At 73.6% G+C, this 22730-nt stretch carries 15 protein-coding genes; 7 read left to right on the forward strand and 8 right to left on the reverse strand.

All coding sequences use genetic code 11. The features are described from left to right. Positions 1-196 precede the first annotated feature (196 nt). A complete protein-coding gene (locus tag FRAAL_RS01440; protein ID WP_041938662.1) occupies positions 197-2275 on the reverse strand; it encodes a tannase/feruloyl esterase family alpha/beta hydrolase in 2079 nt (692 codons plus the stop codon). A 229-nt stretch (positions 2276-2504) separates the two neighbouring features. Between FRAAL_RS01440 and FRAAL_RS01445 the strand changes: the two genes are divergently transcribed. The 5 genes from FRAAL_RS01445 to FRAAL_RS01465 all read left to right on the forward strand — a co-directional run bounded on the left by FRAAL_RS01445 (position 2505) and on the right by FRAAL_RS01465 (position 10441). Beyond that, the gene (locus FRAAL_RS01445) at positions 2505-3275 is read left to right on the forward strand and encodes an ABC transporter ATP-binding protein (protein WP_011601582.1); all 771 of its coding nucleotides are present in this window, start codon (positions 2505-2507) and stop codon (positions 3273-3275) included. A gap of 104 nt (positions 3276-3379) precedes the next feature. Beyond that, entirely contained in the window at positions 3380-4750 is a 1371-nt protein-coding gene (locus FRAAL_RS01450) for an amidohydrolase family protein (protein WP_041938663.1), read from the forward strand. A gap of 405 nt (positions 4751-5155) precedes the next feature. Beyond that, positions 5156-6187, forward strand: a complete 1032-nt coding sequence (locus tag FRAAL_RS01455; protein ID WP_041938664.1) for an ABC transporter substrate-binding protein — start codon at positions 5156-5158, stop codon at positions 6185-6187. 16 nt (positions 6188-6203) lie between these two features. Beyond that, positions 6204-9026, forward strand: a complete 2823-nt coding sequence (locus tag FRAAL_RS01460) for an ABC transporter permease subunit (protein WP_011601586.1) — start codon at positions 6204-6206, stop codon at positions 9024-9026. Beyond that, positions 9023-10441, forward strand: coding sequence for an amidase (locus FRAAL_RS01465; protein WP_011601587.1), 1419 nt, complete (start codon positions 9023-9025; stop codon positions 10439-10441). Before FRAAL_RS01460 ends, FRAAL_RS01465 begins: the two co-directional genes overlap by 4 nt. A 55-nt stretch (positions 10442-10496) precedes the next feature. Here the strand turns inward: FRAAL_RS01465 and FRAAL_RS01470 are convergent, their stop codons facing one another. Beyond that, complete coding sequence (locus tag FRAAL_RS01470) at positions 10497-11087, reverse strand: TetR family transcriptional regulator (protein WP_050996970.1); 591 nt, start codon at positions 11085-11087, stop codon at positions 10497-10499. Between the two features lie 210 nt (positions 11088-11297). On the opposite strand from FRAAL_RS01470, the gene FRAAL_RS01475 reads away from it, so the two are divergent. Both FRAAL_RS01475 and FRAAL_RS01480 read left to right on the forward strand, forming a co-directional pair. Beyond that, positions 11298-12383: a lysylphosphatidylglycerol synthase transmembrane domain-containing protein gene (locus FRAAL_RS01475; protein WP_157734482.1), complete on the forward strand. Its 1086-nt coding sequence runs from the start codon at positions 11298-11300 to the stop codon at positions 12381-12383. Positions 12384-12629: 246 nt separating this feature from the next. Continuing rightward, positions 12630-13400 carry an AfsR/SARP family transcriptional regulator gene (locus tag FRAAL_RS01480; RefSeq protein ID WP_011601590.1) on the forward strand — a complete coding sequence of 257 codons (771 nt, stop codon included), beginning with the start codon at positions 12630-12632 and terminating at the stop codon, positions 13398-13400. Between the two features lie 61 nt (positions 13401-13461). Here the strand turns inward: FRAAL_RS01480 and FRAAL_RS01485 are convergent, their stop codons facing one another. The 6 genes from FRAAL_RS01485 to FRAAL_RS35950 form a co-directional block, all read right to left on the reverse strand. Beyond that, the gene (locus tag FRAAL_RS01485) at positions 13462-16518 is read right to left on the reverse strand and encodes a helix-turn-helix transcriptional regulator (protein ID WP_011601591.1); all 3057 of its coding nucleotides are present in this window, start codon (positions 16516-16518) and stop codon (positions 13462-13464) included. Beyond that, a complete protein-coding gene (locus FRAAL_RS01490; RefSeq protein WP_157891949.1) occupies positions 16515-18605 on the reverse strand; it encodes a dipeptide ABC transporter ATP-binding protein in 2091 nt (696 codons plus the stop codon). Before FRAAL_RS01490 ends, FRAAL_RS01485 begins: the two co-directional genes overlap by 4 nt. Further along, on the reverse strand, positions 18602-19477 hold the full coding sequence (locus tag FRAAL_RS01495; protein ID WP_011601593.1) for an ABC transporter permease: 876 nt from the start codon (positions 19475-19477) through the stop codon (positions 18602-18604). The genes FRAAL_RS01490 and FRAAL_RS01495 overlap by 4 nt, the downstream gene beginning before the upstream one ends. Continuing rightward, positions 19474-20451: an ABC transporter permease gene (locus FRAAL_RS01500; protein ID WP_011601594.1), complete on the reverse strand. Its 978-nt coding sequence runs from the start codon at positions 20449-20451 to the stop codon at positions 19474-19476. The genes FRAAL_RS01495 and FRAAL_RS01500 overlap by 4 nt, the downstream gene beginning before the upstream one ends. Before the next feature lie 2 nt (positions 20452-20453). After that, entirely contained in the window at positions 20454-22118 is a 1665-nt protein-coding gene (locus tag FRAAL_RS01505; RefSeq protein WP_011601595.1) for an ABC transporter substrate-binding protein, read from the reverse strand. A gap of 355 nt (positions 22119-22473) precedes the next feature. Continuing rightward, positions 22474-22692, reverse strand: coding sequence for a putative leader peptide (locus tag FRAAL_RS35950; RefSeq protein ID WP_372667121.1), 219 nt, complete (start codon positions 22690-22692; stop codon positions 22474-22476). Positions 22693-22730 lie beyond the last annotated feature (38 nt).

A 22730-nucleotide genomic window follows, 5' to 3' on the forward strand; every position in this document is an offset into this window, starting at 1 on the left:
CGTTAGCAGGTGATGGATCACGTTAGCACATGGAGAACGGAAGGCAAGACCGGCGGCGTGATCAGTCCGCCGGGGATGGTGCCAGCGGTGCCGCCGGGGTGGTGCCAAGGGTGCCGCCGGAGGGGCGCAAACGCGTCGCGGGGCCGGCTGCGCGACGATGCGCAGCCGGCCCCGCGACGGGCTGGGGTGATGCGGGTCAGGTCACGACGATCCGCACGGAGGCGACGTTCGGGATGCGGCGGTGCACGGCGTCGCGGTCGCCGTCGCGGTGCGACCACACCCGGGCGGTCGCGAACCGGGTGCCCGGCGTGGGGTAGGAGACCGTCCTGGTCAGGCTCACGGCGGTCGGGGTGCCGACGACGTCGGCCGGGTCGGCGAACGCACCCGAGCCGTCGAGGTCCCACTCGACCGCGACGATCGTGCCGGCCCCCGGCGGCACCTCGGCGTCCACCCGCAGGGTGACCGCAGTGCCCGCCGCCACGTCGGCCCGCTCGCCGCCGTCCACCGTCGCCACCACCACCGGCTGGATGCCGCCGCGCTCGGCCGCGGACGCCGGCAGCACGACCCGCCCGTCGCGGAACTCGTAGCGCGAACCGGCCGGCTCGACCCCCTGCTCCACCCAGGCGACCAGGTCGAGCAGGCTCTGCTCGATGACGGGCAGGTAGTCGATGAGCCACGTCGAGGTGGCCCGGTCCGGCGCCGAGGGCAGGTACGCCGGCGGAATGTGCTCGGCGTTCTCGGTCCAGCGCAGGCGGAACCGCTCGGCGGCGGCCTCGGGCCCCCGCACGGCGCGCACCGCCGCCTCGTAGACGAGGCCCTGCGGCGGCCACAGCGAGGCGTCGTGGGTGTGGTGGACCCACAGCAGCTTCCCCTCGTACTGGCCCGAGTAGGCCACGCCCATCAGCGGCGACATCGTGGGGACCCGGTTCTGCGGGTAGATCGGGCGCCCGTCGGGGCGCAGGAAGTCGAACGCCGGCTCGGCCATCAGGTGGTGGCGGTAGTAGTAGCAGAACGCCAGGAACCGGCGGTTGTCGACGTGGATCTCGTCGCCGACCTCGACGTCGCGGAAGCGCAGCAGGTTGGCCTCGGCGACGCCGTCGGCGCTGAGCAGCTCGCCGGCGTGGCCCATGCAGTAGAGCTGACGCCCCTTGGCCTTCCCGCTGAGCAGCTTCAGGCCCGCGCCGAGGCGGTAGCCGTCGCCGAGTCCCTCGACCTCGATCGCCATGGGCAGATCGGGCCCCGCGCTCATCAGCGACGCCATGACCCGCAGGCCGGCGAACTCCGGGCCGGCGTAGGCGGGGTCGCTCAGCAGCTCGCCGCCGGTGACGACCCGGCTCACGGTCGTGGTGACGTCGAGGAGGTCCTCGGCGACGGCGTCCGGCGCGTCGTGGCCGACGTAGCCGGGCTTCGTCCAGAAGGCCTCGAAGTACTCGGCGTCCTCGGTGGCGAGCCGGTCGGCGATGGACGACCACAGCCAGATCTGGCCCATCGGCGAAAAGATCATGAACTCGTCGCCGCGGGGGTAGCCGAGCTGGTAGAGGTTGGCGAGCTCCTCGCGCTGGTGCGTGGTCAGCCCGGCGTAGGGGTCGCCGCTGCCGCCCGGCCGCGTCGCGTCGATGACACCGGCGGCCTGGCGGCGCAGCAGGCGCTGCACGTTGAACATGGACGCGAAGGCCATCACCTGGGCGCCCTTCATGAGCGTGCTGACACCGTGCTCGGCGATCTCGCCGCCGCCCATGAACGGCAGCGCGCCGTCGTAGACGCCGGTGCCGTACTCCAGGCACAGCGGGGAGCGCCGCCCGCCGCCGCTGCCGCCCCAGACGTAGGCGTGGTGGGGCGGGGCGCCGTACACCTGGGCGGCGACGTGCTTCGAGAACCGGGCGGTCTCGACGCTGGCGCGGTGGCCGTAGAGCGTCGGGTCGTCGCCGCCGCGGGGATCGATGTCGTCGCCGATGTGGCCGGAGTTCGACTCGACCATGTAGCCGCCGAGCCGGGAGATGAGCACCAACCCGCCGATCACGTCGCCCATCGGGCCGCCGAAGGCGTCCTCGTGGCCGGCGTGCGCGCCCTCCAGCGGGTGGAACAGGCGGCCGTCGTAGGAGTCCTCGGTGGGGAAGTAGAACGTGAAGCGGGTGTCGGTGTCCTGAAAACCACCGTGTACGTGACGGTGGGGTAAGGGGCTCTCGCGCCAGACGTCCGAGTCGATGTAGGGCGAGCCGAAGAATGAGTCTGCGGGAATGTAGGAGGCTACCTCGATCTTTCCGTCCACGTCCATGACAGCGGTCATCCTCCACGCGTGCGGTGGGGTACTGGGAATGCCGGTCGCAGTCGCCGCCAGGCGACCGGCGCGGGCGCAGCCTACGTCCGCGACGACCGTCGAGTCAACGATGTTCACCTGCTCGGGGTGGGCGGATCGGACGGGCACCGACGAGTCCCCCGGGAAAGCGCGCCGCGACCTCCGGAAGGGCCATGGACATCGGCGTTGCGGGCGGTACCGTCCTCGCATGACGACCACTTCGGGTATCCCGGCGCCCCAGCCCGTCGGCAACGTCGGCTTATCGTCCGAACGCCCCTCGCCGCCGCGGCTGGAAACCCGCGACCTGTCGGTCGGCTACGGGTCCACTCCGGTGGTGCACGACCTGAATCTGGTGCTGCGGCCCGGGGAGGTCGTGGCGCTGCTCGGGGTCAACGGCGCGGGCAAGACGACCACGGTCCGGGCGTTGGCGGGGGAGCTGCGCCCGCTGCGCGGCGAGGTGCTGTTCGACGGGCGCCGCACGACCGCGCCGCTGCACCGGCGCGCCCGCGGCGGGTTGCGCTACATCACCGAGGAACGGTCGGTGTTCATGGACCTGTCGGCGGCCGACAACCTGCGCCTGGGCGGGGGTGAGCGCGAGCGGTGCCTGGAGCTGTTCCCGGAGCTGGCGCCGCTGCTGCCGCGCCGGGCGGGCCTGCTCTCCGGCGGCGAGCAGCAGATGCTCACCCTGGCACGCGCGCTCGCGGCCGACCCTCGGGTGCTGCTCGCCGACGAGCTCTCGCTCGGGCTCGCGCCGCTGGTTCTCGAGCGCCTTCTGCTGGCCGTGCGCGCGGCGGCGGACCGGGGCGGCGCGGTGCTCCTGGTCGAACAGCACGTCCGGGACGCCCTCGAGGTCGCCGACCGCGCGTACGTGCTCAGCCATGGGCGGGTGGTGCTGGAGGGCGAGGCCCGTGAGCTGCGCGGTCGCATCGGCGAGATCGAGCGGACCTACCTGTCGAGCGCCGAGCTGGCGACCGACTGAGCCCCCGTCCGGCGGTGGGCCTGGCACTTTGGTGAGGTGAACGCTGTTGACAGGGCGGCGGGCTACAGGCAGGGTGAGCGGACTCGAACTATGAGGTGAGTCACATGGGACAGCGATTGGTCCTCGTCTCCGCCGACGGTCACACCGGAGCTCCCCCGCAGGCCTACCGCGACTACATCGAGCCGGAGTTCCTCGGCGACCTCGACCGCCTGACGGCGGAGAACGACGAGTGGCTGAACGTGGTGATCACCGCCGCCGGCTCGTCCGACGAGACGCTCGAGGTGATCGACGGCCGCCGCGCCATCCGCACCGGCGGCGAGCTCGGCGCGTTCGACCTGGCCCGGCGGGTGCGGGAGCTCGACGCCGAGGGCGTCGCCGGCGAGCTGCTGCTGTCCGGCCACCAGATGTGCACGCTGCCGTTCTTCGGCGTCGTGAACAACCCCTATCCGCCGCGGCTGCGCGCGGCCGGCACCCGCGCATACCACCGCTGGCTGGCGGACGCGATGGCCACCGCGCCCGGCCGGTTCTACGGCATCGCGGAGGCGGGGCCGTGCCTGGACCTGGCGGCGACCGTCGCCGAGCTGGCGTGGGTCGCCGAGCACGGCTTCGTCGGCGTCCTGCTGCCCGGCATGGTCGCCGACCCCGCGCTGCCGCCGCTGCACGACGCGTACTACGACCCGTTCTGGGCGGCCTGCGCCCGCCTCGGGCTGGTCGTGACCGTGCACGCCGGCTGGGGCGGGGTGCAGGGCCAGTTCCAGGCGTTCCTGCGGCAGGTGCACGAGGCGATGGGCGGTGCCGGCGAGATCGACCTGAACCTGCAGCAGCGGCTGCGCGAGCAACTCGACGCGCGCGCCGACTCGCCCCTGCAGCTCGACCTGGGGCCGCGCCGGGCCATGTGGCAGCTCATGCTGGGCGGGGTGTTCGACCGCTACCCGGACCTGCGCCTGGCCCTGACCGAGGTGCGGGCCGACTGGCTGCCGCCGACGCTCGCGCGCCTCGACGAGCGCGCCGCCCGCGCGGGTGGTGCCCTGAAGCGGACGCCGAGCGAGTACTTCCGCCGCAACTGCGTGGTGATCCCCTCCTCGCCCCACCGCGCCGAGATCGAGATGCGCCATGAGATCGGCGTGGGGCGGCTGCTGTTCGGCGTCGACTTCCCGCACCCGGAGGGGACCTGGCCGAACACCCACGACTGGATCCGCGCCGCCTTCGCCGGCGTGCCCGAGGGGGAGGCCCGGGCGATCCTCGGCGAGAACGCCGTCGACGTCTTCGGCCTCGACCGGGCGGCGCTGGCCCGCGCGGCCGCCCGCGTCGGCCCGCGGCCCGAGGAGGTGCTCGGCGAGCACGACGTCGACCCGCGCCTGCTCGCCCACTTCCACAAGCGCTCCGGGTACGCCCGCCCGGCCGAGGACGTCGACCTGGCCGCCGTGGACCACGCCTGGGACGACGACCTCGTCGCCCTCGCCCCCGACAGCTGACCGACCCCTGCCCCCGCCGGCCTTCACCGACGGCGCCGAAAGGCCGCCGAGAAATCGATCCGCCGAATAGCAGGAGCGGATCGAAACGCCGACCCTGTGACGCCCTCTGCTGCCTTCTTTCAGGAATGCCTGGGGGGCGATCCGCCAATACTTGCGGACCGGGATACGAGCTGGTAAAAAGCAATCGGTAGCCCCGGTATGAAACAGCTCACACCTCTTCTGGTAAGGTTCGGGACCCGTGGGGAGCACATGGTCGGGAGCAGGAATCTACGCACATCCGCGATTATCGTCGGATTATGTCTCGCGTTAGTACTGGCAGCATGCGGAGGATCTTCTTCGGATAAGGGCGGAGGTGGCGCGGCGAGCGCGCCGCCGGCCATCACGTCGAACGTCAGCGCCAAGCTCATGGTGATCGGCGACCTGACCAGCACCATTCCCTTCAAGGTGCCGGAGGTCGTGCCGGTCGCGCGCGGGGTGCTCCGCGGTTTTCCCAACGTGCGGATCGAGACCTGCGACGCGAAGGGAACCTCCGGCGGCTATCAGATCTGCGCCCGGCAGGCGATCAACGAGAAGGTCGCCGGGGTGATCCAGGGCTTCGTCACCGCCCAGGACCAGACGGCGCTGACCAAGGCCGGGATCCCGGTGGTCGGGGTCAGCGACGACACGAGCCCCAACTCCTTCCCGGTCAGCTCGTCGTTCGCGCTCTACGTCTCCCTCGGGGTGGGCCTGGCCAAGACGGGCTGCACCAAGCTCGGCATCGTCTACCTCGACGGCTCGGACTTCCTCATCGACTACATCAAGCGGGGCTTCGAGTCCCGGGGCGGCAAGGAGGTCGCGCGGGCCCCGGTGGCGGCCAACGCCGCGGACCTGGCGCCCGCGGTCGCCAAGCTGACCGGCGCCGGCGCCACGTGCGTCGCCGTCAGCCTGGTCCCGAGCGGGGCGGCGCAGGCGCTCACCGCCCTGCGCCAGAGCGGCCGCACGCTCACGATCGGCGGCATCTCGGCCATCTTCAACGAGGACCTCCTCAGCTCGCTGGGCAGCCTCGCCGACGGCCTCATCGTCGTCGACAGCCAGCTCAACACCCACGACACCGCCGCCGCCGGGATCGCCAAGGTGCAGGCGGACGCCCGGGCCGTCGACTCCAGGACCAAGCTCACCGAGCAGGCCGTCGTCGCCTGGATCGCCGCGCGGCTCGTCGGGTCGGCGCTGCGCAGCACCACCGGCGAGGTCACGCCCGCCTCCCTCACCGCCGCACTCAACGGCCTGCACGACGTGGATCTCGCGGGCGTCGTCCCGCCCTGGACCTCGCAGCCGCTGGACAACCCGTCGTTCCGCCGGGTGTTCAACCACTACGGGATCAACTACGAGATCTCCGGCGGCAAGGCGGTTCGCAAGGGCGACTTCTACGACATCGCCCCGATCCTGCGAACCAAGTGATCCGCGGGAGAAGCAGATGACCGAGGTATTCAGATTCGCCGCGCTCGGTGTGGGCGCCGGCGCGCTGTACGCACTGGCCGCCGTCGGACTCGTCCTGGTGCACCGCGGGTCCGGCGTGGTCAACTTCGCCCAGGGCGCGATGGGCATGGTCGGCGCCTACGTCTACTTCGAGGGCCGCGGGGCCGACCTGCCCGACGCCGTCTCGGTGGTGCTCGGGCTGCTCGCCGCCGCCGTGCTCGGCGCGGCGTTCCACCTGCTGATCCTGCGCCGGATGCGGGGGGCGTCCGGCCTCGCCCGGATCGTCGCGACCCTCGCCCTGCTGGTGGTGCTGCAGTCGGTGGCGGTGCTGCGTTACGGGGACCTGCCGAAGGTGATCCCGTCGATGCTGCCGATCAGGCCGGTCAGTGTGTTCGGGGCGCAGATCGGCCGGGACCGCCTCTACATCCTCGCCATCGTCGTGGTGCTCACCGCCGCGCTGTGGGCCGTCTACCGGTTCACCCGGTTCGGCGTGGCGACGAGCGCGGTGGCGGAGAACTCCCGGTCGGCCGCGGCCCTGGGCGTCTCGCCGGATCTCATCGGGGCGGCGAACTGGGCGATCGGCGCTGCCCTCGGCGCGCTCGCGGCGATCCTGCTCGCGCCGATCACCGGACTCGGGCCCGCAAACCTCACCTACCTCGTCATCCCGGTGCTGGCCGCGGCGGTGGTGGGACGGTTCGCGTCGTTCCCGATCACTCTCGCCGCGGGCCTGGTGATCGGGATCGGGCAGTCCGAGGTGACGCGGTACGTCACCGCCCCCGGTCTGGCCACCGCCATCCCGTTCGTCCTGGTCGCGGTGGTGCTGCTCGCCCGCGGGCGGACGACCGCCGGGAAGGGTGACAGCTTCGGCCGGATGCCCCGGCTGGGCGCCGGCCGTCCGCACCGGCTCGCGACGGCAGTCGCGGTGCTCGCGGCGGTGGCGTGCATCTGGTGGCTGCTGCCCGCCGCGTGGGTCAACGCGCTCGGCCTGCAGATGATCGTCGGCGTCATCCTGCTGTCCTTCGTGGTGGTCACCGGGTACGCCGGTCAGGTCTCCCTCGTCCAGATCGGCTTCGCCGGGGTCGGGGCGCTGATGACGGCCTGGCTGGTGGCCGACCACGGCTGGCCGTTCTGGCTCGCCGCCGTCGCCGGCGTGCTCGCCGTCGTGCCGGTCGGGATCGTGGTGGGCCTCGGCGGGCTGCGCACCCGCGGGGTCCACCTCGCGATTCTCACCCTGGGACTGGCGATCTCGCTGGAGGCCGTCGTGTTCGGCAACCCCCGCTACACCGGCGGGACGGAGGGCTACCAGGTCGGCGCCATCCGCGTGGCCGGGCTGGCGGTCGACGCGCTGAGCTTCCCGAAGCGGTACGCGAGCCTCGTGCTCGCCGTCCTCGTCGTCGTCGCCCTGGCGATCGTCAACCTGCGCCGGTCCCGCGCCGGGCGGCGGCTGATCGCGGTGCGGACCAACGAGCGCGCCGCCGCGGCGCTCGGCATCTCGGTGGTCGGCGCGAAGCTCTACGCCTTCGTCCTGGGCGGGATGATCGCCTCGCTCGGCGGCATCCTGCTGGCGTTCCACGATCCGGTGCCGAGTTTCGGCGCCTTCGCGGGCCTGCAGTCGGTGACGGCCCTGCAGAACGCCGTCCTCGGCGGCGTCGGGGCCACCACGGGGCCGCTGGTGGGCAGCTCGTTCGCCCCGGAGACCCTCGGCCAGCAGATCTTCAGCTTCCTCGGCGCGAAGGTGGCGCTCTACCTGGCGCTGGCCAGCGGGGTCGGGCTGCTGTTCATGCTGACCTCCGCGCCCGACGGCCTGGTGTTCCTGCGCCACCGCGCCGACGACCGGCTGCGCGCGCTGCTGTCCGAGCGCGTTCCCCGGCGGCTGGCCGGGTTCGCGGCACGCAGGCGGCGGGCGACCACCCCCGCACCCGAGCCCGCCACGTCCGAGGTCGGGGGGGCGGCGGGACGGGAGCAGCATCGCGTCCCGCCGCTCGCGCTGGAGCTGCGCGGGGTGTCGGTGCGCTTCGGCGGCGTCGCCGCGCTGCGCGAGCTGAGCCTGCGGGTGCGTCCCGGCGAGATCGTGGGCCTGATCGGGCCGAACGGCGCCGGCAAGAGCACGACGATCGACGCGATCACGGGTTTCACCACCCTGGCCGGCGGCGAGGTGCGGCTCGGCGAGACGCGCATCGACGGCTGGAGCCGCGAACGGCGGGCGCGGGCGGGGCTCGGCCGGTCGTTCCAGTCCCTGGAGCTGTTCGAGGACCTCACCGTCCTGGAGAACCTGCAGAGCGCCTGCGACCGCCGGGACAGCCTCGCCTACGTCACCAACCTGGTCGTCCCGGACCGCGGCCGGCTCACCCCGGCCGCCTGGGCCGCGGTCGCCGACTTCGGGCTCGCGCCGTTCCTCGACACACCGGTCCAGGACCTCGGCTACGCCCACCGGCGGATGCTCGCGGTGGCCCGCGCCGTGGCGGGCGGCCACAGCGTCCTGCTGCTCGACGAGCCGGCGGCCGGGCTCGGTGACGCCCAGACCCGCGAGCTCGGAGCGGTGCTGCGCCGGCTCGCCGACGAGCGCGGGATGGCCGTCTTCCTCGTCGAGCACAACGTCGACATGGTGCTGCGCACCTGTGACCGCGTCTACGCGCTCGACTTCGGGTCGCTGATCGGCGCGGGCACGCCGGCCGAGATCAGCGGCCTGCCGGCCGTCGTCGACGCCTACCTCGGCACCGCCCGGTTCCGTGCCGACGGCGCGCCCACCGACGGCGCGCCCACCGACGGCGCACCCAGCGATCTGACACCCGACGTGGCTCTGAGGAGGCAAACGGCATGAGCGAGGAACTCACCTGGCTTCCGGCGTGGCGCATCCGGGAACTGATCGGCAAGCGCGAGGTGTCCTGCGCGGAGGTCACCGAGCACTTCCTGGGCCGCATCGAGGAGTTCAACCCCACCCTGCGCGCCTTCGAACAGGTCGACCGTGCCGGCGCCCGCGAGCAGGCCCGGCGCGCCGACCGGGCGGTGGCCGCCGGCGAGGTCCTCGGGCCGCTGCACGGGATCCCGACGTCGGTGAAGTCGCACATCCGCGTCGAGGGGCTGCGCTACGTCCAGCCGGGCACGGACGTGGTGTCGAGCTTCGACGACATCTGCGTCGAGCGCCTGCGCCGGGCCGGGGCGATCATCGTCGGCACGAACACGATGATGGGCGCCGGCGCCGACCTGACGCTCGCCCGGGACCGGCCCGGCGTGTTCAGCCCGTTCAACTGGGACGCCGAGGCGCTCAGCCCGTGGGACACCACCCGGGTCCCCGGGTGGTCCAGCTCCGGCGGCGCCGCCGCGGCGGCGGCCCGGCTGCTGCCGGTGACCATCGGGTCGGACGGCGGGGGCTCGACCCGGCTGCCGGCCGCCTACTCCGGGGTGGTGGGCCTGCACACCTCCCGCGGGCTCATCCCGCACGTCAACTACGACAAGCCGACGATGCTGCTTACCGCCAGCTACGGGCCGCTGGCCCGGTACGTCCGCGACGCGGCGCTGGTCACCCGCGCGATGAGCGGCGGCGACGGGCGGGACTACGTGTGCCTGCAGGTCGACACCCCCGACCCGGTCGACGCCCTCGACCGGGGCGTCGCGGGAATGTCGATGGCGTGGACCGAGGACTTCGGCTTCGCCGGGACCTACGCCACCGACGACAGCGCGCGGATCATCGACGTCGCCCGGGCGGCCGCGCACAGCCTCGCCGCCCTCGGCGCCACGGTCGACCCGACCGACGAGGTCTGGGAGGACCGCGCCGAGCGGGGCACCGTGCGCTGGACGGTGGAGCCGTCGGTCTACGAGGTCATGGTCGGCACCAACGCGGCTCCGCTGCCGGCGCTGGACCCGCTGCTCTACCGCGAGCAGGCGGAGTCTCGCGCGCGCAACTGGGAACGGTTCCAGAGGCTGTTCCGGCGCTACGACGTCATCCTGTCGGTCACCGCGCAGCGGATCGCCGCACCCGTCGAGCAGTGGGAGCGTGCCTGGACCGTGGATGGGCCGACCTTCCCGGGTGGCAGCTTCGCCCCGGTGTACTGCAGCCACACGATGATCTTCAACTGGCTGGGGTTCCCCGCCGTGACGGTGCCGTGCGGCTTCGTCGACGGCCTGCCGGTCGGGTTGCAGATCGCGGCCTGGCACGGCCGCGAGGACCTGGTCCTGCGCGTCGCCCAGGCCTTCCAACAGGCGTTCCCCCGCGACGAACACCCGGCCGTGAGCTGACGCCGGCGGCGCGGCTGGTTCCGGATCAGGCGGTTCCGGATCAGGCGGTGGCGGATCAGGCGGTGGCGGCGCGGTCGCGTTCGAGGGAGCGGTGGACGCCGTCGAGCACCAGGTCGAGCCCGGCGGCGAACTCCGCGTCCGCGTCCGCGTGCTCGTCCGGAGCCAGCGGCGCCAGCATGGCCCCGGAGGTGTAGAAGAACAGGACCCGCACCACCCGGTCCGCGCCGGCCGGGGAGAAGCCGACGGCCCGCAGCGTCCCGTTCAGGGACGTGTAGAGCCGGTGCGGCATCGGGTCGGTGCCGTGCGCGGAGATGTGGCCCACCATGCCCGGGTAGGCGCCGACGACCTGCCGAAAGCGCAGCAGGAACGACCGGATGCCGGCGCACCAGTCCGCGCCGGTCGGCTCGCACGGGCCGACCCGGGCGTAGAGCTCGAGCGTGACCAGGCGCAGGAGGTGGTCCTTCGTCGGCACGTGCTTGTACGTCGCGCCGACCGCCACGCCGAGGCGGTCGGAGAGGCGGCGCATGGTGAGGCCCTCCACCCCGTCCGCACGGATGATCTTCAGGGCCTCGCCCACGATCTCGGCCTCGTGCAGCGCGCCGCGCCGCGGCCCGCCACGGCCACCCCCCGTCGCGGCAGCATCCATGGGGACAGCCTAGATCTGTGCGCAGGGTGAGATCGGACGGTGTTCCGTCGTAGCGCGGAACACCACGCCGGGCGGCGGCGGCGGGCTGCGTAAGGTGACGGGGCATTCCGAGATGGTCACGCCGTCGGTGGCGTGATGGTCACCGGCTGGGCTGCGCTGGGCGGGTAACGGGGGACGGACCGGCGTGGCGTTCGAGGGGAGGTGGCCGCCGTGTCGGCGGGCAGGCCCGAGGCGGACGAACCGATCCCGCCGGATCCGGACGACCCGCACCCGCCTGCCGGCAGCGAGCTGTCCGCCGGCGACGTCGTGCCGGGCGGCTTCGGCTGGGCCCGGGTGGCCGGCCGGGTCGTCCCGCTCGCCGCGACCGGTGTGGCGCTGTACCTGCTCATGCCGCAGCTGCTCGCGGTGTTCTCCGCGTTTCCCCGGCTGCGGGCGTTCCAGCCGCTGTGGTACCCGGCGATGGTGCTGTTGGAGGCGGCCAGCTTCGCCTGCGTCTGGCAGCTCCAGCGGATTGCGATCAGCGGGTTGAGCTGGTTCCTCTCGGTCACCTCGCAGCTCGTCTCGAACAGCATCAGCCGGATCGTGCCGGGTGGGATCGCGGTCGGCGGCGCCGTGCAGTTCCGCATGCTGAACCGGGGCGGCTGCGATCCCGCCGCCGCCGGGTTCGCGCTGACCGCGACCTCCATGGTGACCACGGGCATCGTGTTCGGCCTGCCCCTGGTCGTCCTGCCGGTGATCACCTTCGGTCAGCCGGCCCCGTCCGGGCTTACCGCGATCGCCACCACCGGCGGGCTGGCGTTCGCGCTGCTCGTGATCGTCGGCGTGGTCCTCGCGCGGTCGGACACGACAGTCCGACTGCTCGCTCGGGCGGTCACCTGGCTGGCCCGGCTGGCCCGGCGGTCGGTGCCCGCGGACCTTCCCGACGTGCTCGTCGCCCGGCGCACGGACGTGATCCGCTCGCTGGGGCGCCGCTGGCCCGGGGCCGTGCTGACCGCGGCCGGCAAGTGGGGGCTGGACTACCTCGCGCTGCTCGCGGCGCTGGCCGGGGCCGGCCAACATCCGCGGGTTTCCCTGGTGCTGCTCGCTTACGTCGCCGCCAATGTCCTCGCTATGATTCCCATCACGCCCGGTGGTCTCGGCTTCGTCGAGGCGGGCCTGACCGGAACCCTCGCGCTCGCCGGGGTTCCGGCGGCGGCCGCCGCGGTGTCGACGCTGGCCTACCGGCTGGTGTCGTTCTGGCTGCCGCTGGCCGCCGGGGCTCCTGCCTGGGTCGCCTACCGTGTCCGGTACCGGTGACCTGGCCCTTTTCGAGCCGTTACCTGAGTGTGTCTCGGGCGAGCCGGAAGTCGTAGTACTACGCGATTCCTCCAATATGCAGGCCGCGGCAGGCGTGAAACGGTGGGTGACGTGCCCGCCGCCCGCCCTGGAAGTCCGGGCGAGGCGCGGCGGCGTTCGGCCGTCGGATGCGGCCGAGGCGCAGGTCGCCCAGCCCGTCGGGTTCGGCGTGCGTCACCGACCTCCAACTCCTCCGTGGGGCAGGCCGTGCGATACGAGATTCTGGGACCTCTGCGCGTGCTGGACGGCGACCGGCAGGTGCACGTGAGCGCCCCGAAGCTGACGGTGCTGCTGGCGGTCCTGCTCGCCCGGGCCCGGCAGGTGGTCGCCGCCGACCTGTTGGTCGCCGAGATCTGGCCGGAGGATCCGCCGCGGCGGGCGACCGCCGCGCTGCACGTCTACGTCTCCCAGCTGCGCAAGCTGCTCACCTGCCCGCGGCGCCCGCAGTGCCCGATCATCACCCGCTCACCGGGGTACCTGCTGGCCGTCGAGCCGGAGGCCGTCGACCTGCACCAGTTCGAGCAGCGGGTGGCGGCCGGCCGGCGCCACGCCCGCTCGGGCCGGCACCCGCAGGCGGTCGAGCAGTTCACGGCCGCGCTCGCGCTGTGGCGCAGTCCCGCGCTCAGCGACCTGCGCGACGGGCCGATCGTGGACGCCTTCGCCACCCGGCTGGAGGAGTCCCGGCTGGAATGCCTGGAGATGATGATGGAATCCGGCCTCAGTGCCGGTCGCCACCGCGAACTCGTCGGCCAGTTGTTCGAGCTGACCCTGGAACACCCGATGCGGGAGGCCTTCTACCGCCAGCTCATGATCGCGCTCTACCGGTCGGAGCGGCAGGCCGACGCGTTGCGGGTGTACCAGCGCGCGCGGGGGCTGCTCGCCGAGGAGCTCGGCGTCGAGCCGGGCCGCCCCCTGCGGCAGATCCAGCGCGCCATCCTGCGCGACGACGACCGCTTCGAGCTGCCCTCCACGGGCTGAGCGGGTCAGCGGGCCGGGTCAGCGGGCCGGGTCAACGGGTCGCCGGTCAACGGGTCGCGGGTCAGCGGGGGCCGTTGCCGTCGACGAGGCGGACCAGCGCCACCCGGGAGGACACGCCGAGCTTGCGATAGATGCGGGTCAGGTGCGCGTCCACGGTCCGTGGGCTCAGCCGCAGGTCGTAGGCGATCTGCCGGCTCGTCTTGCCGCCGACCGCGACCAGGGCGATTTCCCGTTCCCGCGGGGTCAGGCCGGCCAGCGCGTCGACGCCGGCCGAGCGCCGTTCGTCCAGCGCGCGCAGGGCGGCTCGGGCCTGTGCGCCCAGCCGGTGCGCCCCGCACCGGCCGGCGAGCTCGATGGCGACGGCGAGCTGGCGGGCGGCCGGGTTGGTGCGTCCCGCCGCGGCCAGGCAGAGCCCGCCCTGCACCAGCAGGTAGGTGCGCAGCGAGAGCATGCCGGCGGCGGCGAACAGGTCGGCCGCCTGCTGGTAGAGCGCGCCGGCCGCGGCCGGCTCGGCGTGGCGCACCGCGTGCGCCCGGGCGGCGAGGGCGTGCCCGCGCTGGTAGCCCAGATTCAGGCCCTCGGCGGCCTGTTCGGCACCGTCCGCCCAGCGGCGTGCGGCGGAGGCGTCCCCGAGGCGTTCGGAGGCGGCGGTGAGTGCCTCGAACGCCATCGGGCGCAGGACGGGCGACAGCTCCGCCAGCGTCTCGCCGCCGCCGGTGTCGAGGATCAGCGCCATCGTCCGGTGGGGGTCGCCGCTGTCGGTCTCGGCCGCGTACGCCGTCCAGATCGCCGCCACGTCGCCCCACCAGGACCGTCGCGGCGTCGGCCGGGCGGTGAACCGCTCGATGGCGGCCTCCTCGGCGAGCGTGGCCGCCCGCCGGCTGCCGTGGCCGTCGATCCACACCCCGGCCAGCGCCTCGATGGCTCCGGCGAGGTTCGTGTGGTGGCCGCGCCGGGTGTTGCGGATGAGGTGCTGCACCTCGGCGGCGGTCTGGCGGGCGTCGGCGAGCCGGCCGACCCGGTGGTAGACCGCGCCGAGCCCGCCGAGCAGCAGCGGCAGGGTGTCGTCGCGACCGGTGCGGCGGGCGAGGGCGGCCCCACGGCTGAAGTGCCGTTCGGCGTCGAGCTGGCGGCCCAGCACCGAGTCCGCCCAGCCGAGCAGGGCCAGGTGCTCGGGATGATCGGCGAGCTCGGCGTCGGGCAACCGGTCGGCGATCGCGATGCAGGCGGTCACGGTCGTCGCCGCCGCCGGGATGTCCCCACCGAACGCCTCGACGACCCCGCGCAGGGCCAGCGCGCCGACCTCGGCGGTGTGGTCCTGCTGTTCGCGGGCGAGCCGCAGCAGCAGGCCCAGGTCGTCGGGGCTGGGCGGCGTGCCGTCGAGCAGCCCCACCGCCGCCCGGGTCAGCAGCAGGGTGATGATGGCCGGTCGGGCCTGCGGGCGGACCGGGCGGCCGGCGGCCCCCGGCGGATGGGCGGCCCCCGGCGGATGGGCGGCGCCCGGCCGGTGGGCGGCGCCCGGCGTGTGGGCGAGCTGCCCCGGCGGCTCGCCGATGGCCGCGTCGATCTCGTCGGTGAGGATCGCCTGCGAGTCCGCGTGCTGTCCGAGGGAGTAGGCCAGCATGGCGCACAGGGAGGCGAGGTCGGCACGGGCCGTCGCCGAGAGCGTGGCGGCCAGCCGCAGGGTCTGGCGGATCTGCGCCAGGCTCTCCGCGAGCTGTCCGGCTGCGCCCAACGCCCGGGCCAGGCCGAGGGACACCTCGCCGCGCAGGCCCTGGACCCGAGCCGGATCCTCCCCGTCGACGTCGGCGAGGATGCGCAGCGCCAGCCACAGCCAGCGCACGGCGTCGGGCGGCGCGGTGGCCAGCCGCTCCTCGGCCGCCCAGGCCAGCACCTCCACCTCGTCGAGACCCGAGCCCTGCGGGCAGTGCTCGATGTGCGCCGCGAGGACGGCCGGCGGTGCGCCGGACAGGCCGAGGATCCGCGCCGCCCGGCGGTGCGCCGCGCGCCGCCAGCCCGGGTCGACGGTCGGGTAGAGCATGCGGGCCAGCAGCGGATGGCGCAGCCGGTAGGCCGCCCCGTCGGTCGCCACCAGCAGGTCCCGGGCGGTGAGGGTGGCCACGGCGGCACAGGCCGGGTCGATCGCCAGCGCAGCGACGGCGGCGGCGGTGTCGACGTCGAACGCCTCGTCGAGAACCACCGCCGCCCAGACCAGGTGCAGGCAGGCCGGGTCGAGTTCGGCGAGCTCGGCCAGTACCGGGCTGACCAGGTCGCTCGGCGGCCGGTCGAGATCGCTGGCCTCGGGCCCCTGGCCTTCGTCGGCGGCCAGCTCGGCCCGGCCGGGGGCCAGGCCGTGGGCAAGGGCGGTCAGACCGAGCAGGTAGTGCGGATTGCCCTCACTTGCCTGGTGCAGCTCCCACAGCCGGGGGTCGTCGGTGGCCAGGCCGGTGAGCTGCGCCGCCTGCTCCAGGGTGAGCGGCGGGAGGTCGATGCGGTCGACGGTGCCGAGTTCCTCGCCCTCGGCGAGTGAGCGCAGCAGCCGGGGCGGGCTCTGGCGCGGTCGGTGGGCCAGGACGAGCAGCAGGTGGGCGTCGACCGGCCAGCGGACGAGATGGTCGATGAGTGCGCTGGACGCCTCGTCCGCCCAGTGGACGTCGTCGACGATCAGGACGAGCCCGTCGCCGGCCGCCCGGCCCAGCAGCAGCCGAGCGGCGTCGAACAGCGAGCCCTCGGCATCCCGCCGCGCCGACCCGGCGTCCGGCCAGGACGCCCCGCTGCCCGGCGTGGACAGCATGGTGGCAAGCAGCGGTCCGGGCGAGGACCGGTCGGCCTCTGCCGAGGGGGGCGGTTGGATGGACAGCAGCCGGCTGAACACGCCGAAGCGGACCGCCCGGTCGGACTCGGTGCAGCGGCCGCTGACGACCGGCAGGCCGCGCCTGGCCGCCTGCCGGGTCAGCTCGCCGAGCAGCCGGGTCTTGCCGATGCCGGGGTCCCCGCGGACCTCGACGATGCGCCCCTGACCGGTTGCCAACGCCTCGAGTGCCGCCAGCAGGCGGCGACGTTCCTTCGGCCGGACCGCGCGCGGCCGCCGGCCGGCGCCGGAACGTGAGCCGGTCAAGTGAGGTCGGGCCGGGGCACGGCGGCGAGCAGGGTCCGGGTGTACTCCTGCGCCGGTTGGGCGAAGACCTGCCCGACCGGTCCGGTCTCGACGACCAGGCCGTCCTTCATCACCACCAGCCGATCGCTGATGTGGTGGATGACGCCGAGGTCGTGGGAGATGAAGAGCATGGCGACGCCGAGATCCTGCTGGAGCCCGGCGAGCAGGTCGAGGATCTGGGCCTGGACCGAGACGTCGAGCGCGGAGACCGGCTCGTCGCAGACGAGCAGCTCCGGCTCCGTGGCCAGGGCCCGCGCGATGGCCACCCGCTGCCGCTGACCACCGGAGAGCTCCGGTGGTCGCCGCCGCAGCAGGCCGGCGGCCAGCCCCACCCGTTCGAGCAGGTCGACGACCCGGTCACGGCGTTGCTGCCCGCGGCCCACCCCGGCCGCGCCCAGCGCCTCACCGATGATCCTCTCGGTGGTGAACCGCGGGTCGAACGATCCGAGCGGATCCTGGTAGACGGCCTGGATGCGTGGCCGCAGGGCGCGCCGCCGGCGTTCCGGCAGCCCGCTCCAGGGCGCGCCGGCGAACCGCACCGTCCCGGAGTCCGGGGCCTGCATCCCCAGCACGATCCGGGCCACGGTCGTCTTGCCGGAGCCGGACTCGCCGACCACGCCGAGGGTCTCCCCGGCGAACAGCTCGAACGACACGTCCCGCACGGCGTGCCGCCAGGATCCGTCGGGGGAGCGGAACCGCTGGTTGATCGCGGTCACCTCGACGAGCGGACCGGCGTCGGCCCCCCGTCCCGGCCGGTCCGCCCCTGCCACCGGCGCGGCCGTCGTGGCGACGAGGGCCCGGTCGGCCGCCGAAGCCGTGGAGGTGACGGTGGCCGCCGGGGTGCTGGGCGCGGCGGCTGGCGCCGTGGTGGGCGGGGGCGGACCGGGATGCCAGCACAGCGTCCGGTGGGTGTGCTCGTCGTCCGCCGGCGACGGCAGTTCGGCGCGGCAGCGCTCGTCGCTGCGCGGGCAGCGGGCCGCGTACGGGCAGCCGGCGGTGGCCGGCGGGCGGTCGACCGGCGTGATCGACAGCCGGGTGCCCTTGGCGTGCATCGCGGGCACGGCGGCGAGCAGCGCCTGCGTGTACGGGTGACGCGGGTCGGCCAGCACGGTCGCGGTCGGCCCCTGCTCGACGACCAGCCCGCCGTACATGACCGCCACCTGGTCGGCGAGCCCGGCGACGACGGCGAGGTCGTGGCTGATCAGCAGGACCGACATGCCCTCCGCGGTCAGGCCGCGCAGCAGGTCGAGCACCTGCGCCTGCACGGTGACGTCGAGGGCCGTGGTGGGCTCGTCGGCCACCAGCAGCTCCGGGCCGGCGGCGAGCGCCGAGGCGATCAGCGCGCGCTGGCGCAGGCCGCCGGAGAGCTGGTGCGGGTACTGCGCCGCCCGCTGGGCCGGTTCGGGCACGCCGACGTCGGTGAGCAGGCTCAGCACGCGGGAGTGGACGCCGGCGCGGTCGACGACCCGGTGGGTGCGCAACGCCTCGGCGATCTCCGCGCCGGCGGTGCGCAGCGGGTCGAGGGAGACCAGGGCGTCCTGGAGCACCAGGCCGATGTGCCGTCCCCGGATGCGCCGCCACGACGCCTCGCGCACCCTGGTCAGGTCCTCGCCGGCGAAGCCCAGCCGTCGCGCGCTGACCGTCGCGCGGGCACCCGTCAGCCCGACGAGTGTCCGGGCGGTGACGCTCTTGCCGGACCCGGACTCCCCCACGATGGCGAGGCACTCGCCCCGGCGCAGGGTGAACGACACGTCCCGCACCGCCCGGACGGGGTGGGCGGACCGCGCGTCGAAGGTCACGCTGAGCCCCTCGACGACCAGCAGGGGGTCATCCGCCGGCACGGGAGGCCGCCCCGCTGCGCCCGGCCCGTCCGTCGGCAGGGACGCCGAGCCCGGCCCGTCCGTCGCGAGGGCCGCGCTCGGCGCGGCCGACGAGTGGACCGGCGGCTGGACGGACACCGGCGGCGGGACGGACACCGGCGGCTGGACGGACACCGGCGGCGCCGGGGCGAGGGCCGCCGGAGCGGGCGCCCCGGAGGGGTCGCTCATCGGCTCGTCCTCCTTGTGTAACGCGCCTGGGCGTGGCGTCCCACGACGTTCACGGCGATCACCGTGACGGTGATGGCGGCACCCGGGAACACCCCGATCCACCAGGCGGTGGACAGGTAGTTGCGGCCCTCCGAGAGCATCAGCCCCCACTCCGGGGTCGGCGGCCCGACGCCGAATCCGAGGAAGCTCAGGCTGGAGGCGGCGATGAGCGTGGTGCCGAAGCCGACGGTCGCCAGCACCAGCAGCGGGCCCAGGGTGTTCGGCAGGATGTGCCGCGCGACCAGCAGCCAGCGGCGAAGGCCCAGCCCGACGGCCGCCTCGACGTAGCCGGAGCGGCGCACCACCAGCGCCTCCGCCCGCACCATCCGGGCGTAGCCGGGCACGGTGGAGATCGCCACGGCGAGGGTCAGGTTCCACGCGCCGCTGCCCAGCACCGCCATCGCCAGCAGGGCCAGCAGCAGCGGCGGCAACGCGAGCAGGACGTCGGCCAGCCGCATCAGCACCGCGTCCACCGTCCGACCGCCGAGCGCGGCGGCCAGGCCCAGCACCGCGCCGGCCAGCACGCCGAGCAGGGTCGCGCCCACGCCGAGCCGCAGCGACCGGCCGGCCCCGTCGACCACCCGGGTGAACACGTCCCGGCCGAGCTGGTCGGTGCCGAACCAGTGCGCCCCGCTCGGGCCGTGCAGCGCGTCGACCGACGCGGTGTCCGTCGGCGACCGGTCGGTGAACAGCCCCGGTGCCACCGCGATGAGGATGATCAGTAGCAGGATGCCGGCCGCGAGCACCAGCCCGACCCGAGGCGGCCGGCGCCCGCGGGTCAGGCCGCGCCGGCCGAGCCGGCCGAGCCCGACGGCGACGTCGATCGCCGTCATGCCTGCGCGCCCTTCGCGTCCCTCGCGCCCGCCGCGGTGCCCTCGGTCCGCAGCCGCGGGTCGATGGTGAGGTAGAGCAGGTCGACGGCGGTGGAGATCACGACGAACACCAGCGCGGACAGCAGCACGACGCCCATCACGACGGGCATGTCCCGGCTGCTGACGGCCTGCAGGGTCAGCGCGCCGATGCCGGGTCGGGCGAAGACCTTCTCGACGAGCACCGCACCGCCCAGCAGGGTGCCGGTCAGCCAGCCCGAGAGCGTGACCAGCGGCACCGCCGCGTGCCGCAGCGCGTGCCGCAGCCGGACCGCGGTCTGGCTCAGGCCGCGGGCCCGGGCGGTGGCGACGAAGGGCTGTTCGAGCGCGGTCTCCAACCCCTCCCGCAGCACCTGGCCGAGGATCCCGGCCACCGGCAGGCCGAGGGTCAGCGCGGGAAGCACCAGCGCGGAGAACCCTTCTGCCCCGGCGACCGGGAACAGCTCGAGGCGGAACGAGAACGCGGTGAGCAGCAGGATGCCCAGCCAGAACGACGGCGTGGACACCGCGACGAGCTCCCAGAGGTTGGCCAGCGCGCGCAGGCCGGGGCGGCGGCCCGCGGTGGCCACCGCGGAGACCACCGCGAGGACCACCGCGAGGACGATCGCGGCCAGGGCGAGCTCCACCGTCGGGCGCAGCTGGTCACCGATCAGCTTCGACACCGGCTGCTGGAGCTGGAAGGACTCGCCGAGATCGCCGTGCAGCAGCCGGCCCAGGTAGTGCAGGTACTGCATGATCAGTGGTTGGTCGAGGCCCAGATCGAGCCGGATCTGGGCCCGGACCTCGGGGGAGGCCATGTTCGACGGCCCGAGGATGATGGCCACCGGATCGCCGGGCAGCAGGTGCAGAGCGATGAACGCGGTCGTCGCCGCGCCCAGCATGACCGCCGCCGCGGCGGCCACCCGGCGGCCGACGGCGGCGGCAACCCCCCCCGTCATGGTCAGCTGCGCCAGGTGTCGAAGAGCAGCGGCTTGCCGTTGGGGTCGACGGTCAGCCCCGACACGTCGGTCGCGATGGCGACGAGCTTCGTCGGGATGTAGATCGGCAGCACGACCGCGTCGTCGACGACCACCCGGTGCTGCACCTTGCCGTACAGGTCGTCCCGCTTGGCCCGGTCGAGGGTGGCCGCGCCGGCGTCGGTCCAGGTGTCCACCTGCGGGTCCTTCAGGTTAGCGGCGTTCTGACCGCCGGTGGCCGGCAGGCTGGCCGAGTTGAAGAACCCGCGCAGGATGTCCGGCTCGAACCGCGTCCACGAGAAGTCGTACAGGTCGTAGTTGCCGTTCAGGGCCAGGGAGACGTAGGCGCCGATGTCGAGGGCGGGTCGGGTGACCTCCACGCCGATCTTCTTCAGGTCCGCCTGGATCGCCTGGGCGACGACCTCCCGCTGCTCGCGGGTGTGCGGCGGGTTCCACGGCCAGTTCACGGTCAGCCGCTTGCCGTCCTTGGTCCGGTAACCCTGGCCGTCACGCCCCGTCCACCCGGCCTCGTCGAGCAGCTTCCCGGCGGCCGTCGGATCGAACGCGATGGCGTTGGTCAGCGTCTTGTCGTAGGACGGGGTGGCCGGGGTCAGCGGGCTCCACGCCCGGGCGTACTGGCCGAAGTACACCGTCTTCACGGCCTGGTCGACGTTGGCGCCGAGCTGGATCGCCCGGCGGACCCGCACGTCGTCCAGGGGTCCGTGCGCGGTGTTGAGGTAGACGTTGTAGGCGCCGCCGGCGTCCTCCACCTTGCGGATCTGCAGGCCCTTGTCCGCCTCGACCGTCCTGGTGTCCGACGGCGGGATGCTCGTGGCCACGTCGACCTGGCCGCTGGTCACGGCGCCGACCCGGACCGTGTCCTCGGTCAGGAAGCGGAAGGTCACCTTGTCCAAGTAGGCCGCGCCGGTGTGCGCGGCCTGCTGCGGCGCCCAGTTGTACTTCGGGTTCTTCGTCAGGACGACGCTCTGGCCCTTGGTGTAGCTGGTGAAGACGAACGGTCCGGTGCCGACGATCGCGCTGCCGCCGGCGCACAGTGCGTCGGGCCCGTGGCTGAGCGAACGGGTGGAGTAGAAGCCCAGGTTGGGGGTGCTCGCGCCCTGCAGGAACGGGGCGAAGGGCTTGGAGAAGTTGACCTTCACCGTGTGCGCGTCGACGACGTCGGTGCCGGTGTAGGGGCCGAGCAGGGTGGCCGCGTACTGCGACTTCGTCTTCTTGTCGACGATGCGGTCGAAGTTCGCCTTCACCGCGGCCGCGTCGAACGGCGTGCCGTCGGTGAACGTCACCCCCTCGCGCAGCTTGAAGGTGTAGGTCTTCAGGTCCGAGGCGACCTCCCACGACGTCGCCAGCCACGGATGGAATACGCCCTTGGCGTCGACGGTCACCAGGGAGTCGACCACCCCGCGTTCGATGTCACCGGTGATTCCCTGCTGATTGACCTGAAGATCGAAGCAGGTGGGTTCGACGTCGAGGGCGTAGGTCAGCGACCCGCCGGCCTTGGGCTTGCCCGATCCAGCCCCGGACCCTCCCGCGTCGGAGCCGGAACCCGAGTCCGAGCCGCAGGAGGTGAGAACCAGGGTCGCCGCTGTCGCCGCGGCGAAAAGAAGGTGGACGGGTCTGGCGAGACGCATGCGTGTGCTCCGGGAGTATGGAGGATGGCGTGGTGCGGAATTGCCGGGACTGGCCCGATGGCGGCAGCCGACGTGTGCACGAAAAGGGCTGGGAAGAGACCGGAAATGGCCGATCGAAGGTGTCTCGGCGCGGCGGAGACGGCGTTACCGGAGAACGTTCGGCAAGCCGCCGCGCCGGGGTCCGGGGCGCGGCGGTCCATGATCATATAATCGATTCCCCGTGCGGGGTCGGGCCATCAGGGCCGCGCGGACCGCCAGGACCGTGAACCTGCCCCGACATCCTCCGGGCCCGGTCGGGCGGTCGACCGCACCTCAAGGTGAGGGCGGGCGGTGGTGGTCTTTCGGCTGTCCTGCTCTAGCGGGAATGCCGGTCGCCGCCGGGACAGGAAGCGCTCGAAACCCGCAGCAGATCGATGTGCCGGCGCGCGGTGAGGACGGTGCGCGCTGCTGTTCCGGCGATCTGCCGGGGCGGTCGGACGAGGGCGTGGCCGAACGGCGCACGCGGAATGGAAGTCAATGTCCGGCGGCGCGTCCGCGAGGTCGGAAGGTGCTGCCGGTCGTCCACGGAATTCATCTTAGAGAAACCTGGCACTTTTGTGGTGGAAACTGTGA

Source organism: Frankia alni ACN14a (assembly GCF_000058485.1).
Lineage (GTDB): Bacteria > Actinomycetota > Actinomycetes > Frankiales > Frankiaceae > Frankia > Frankia alni.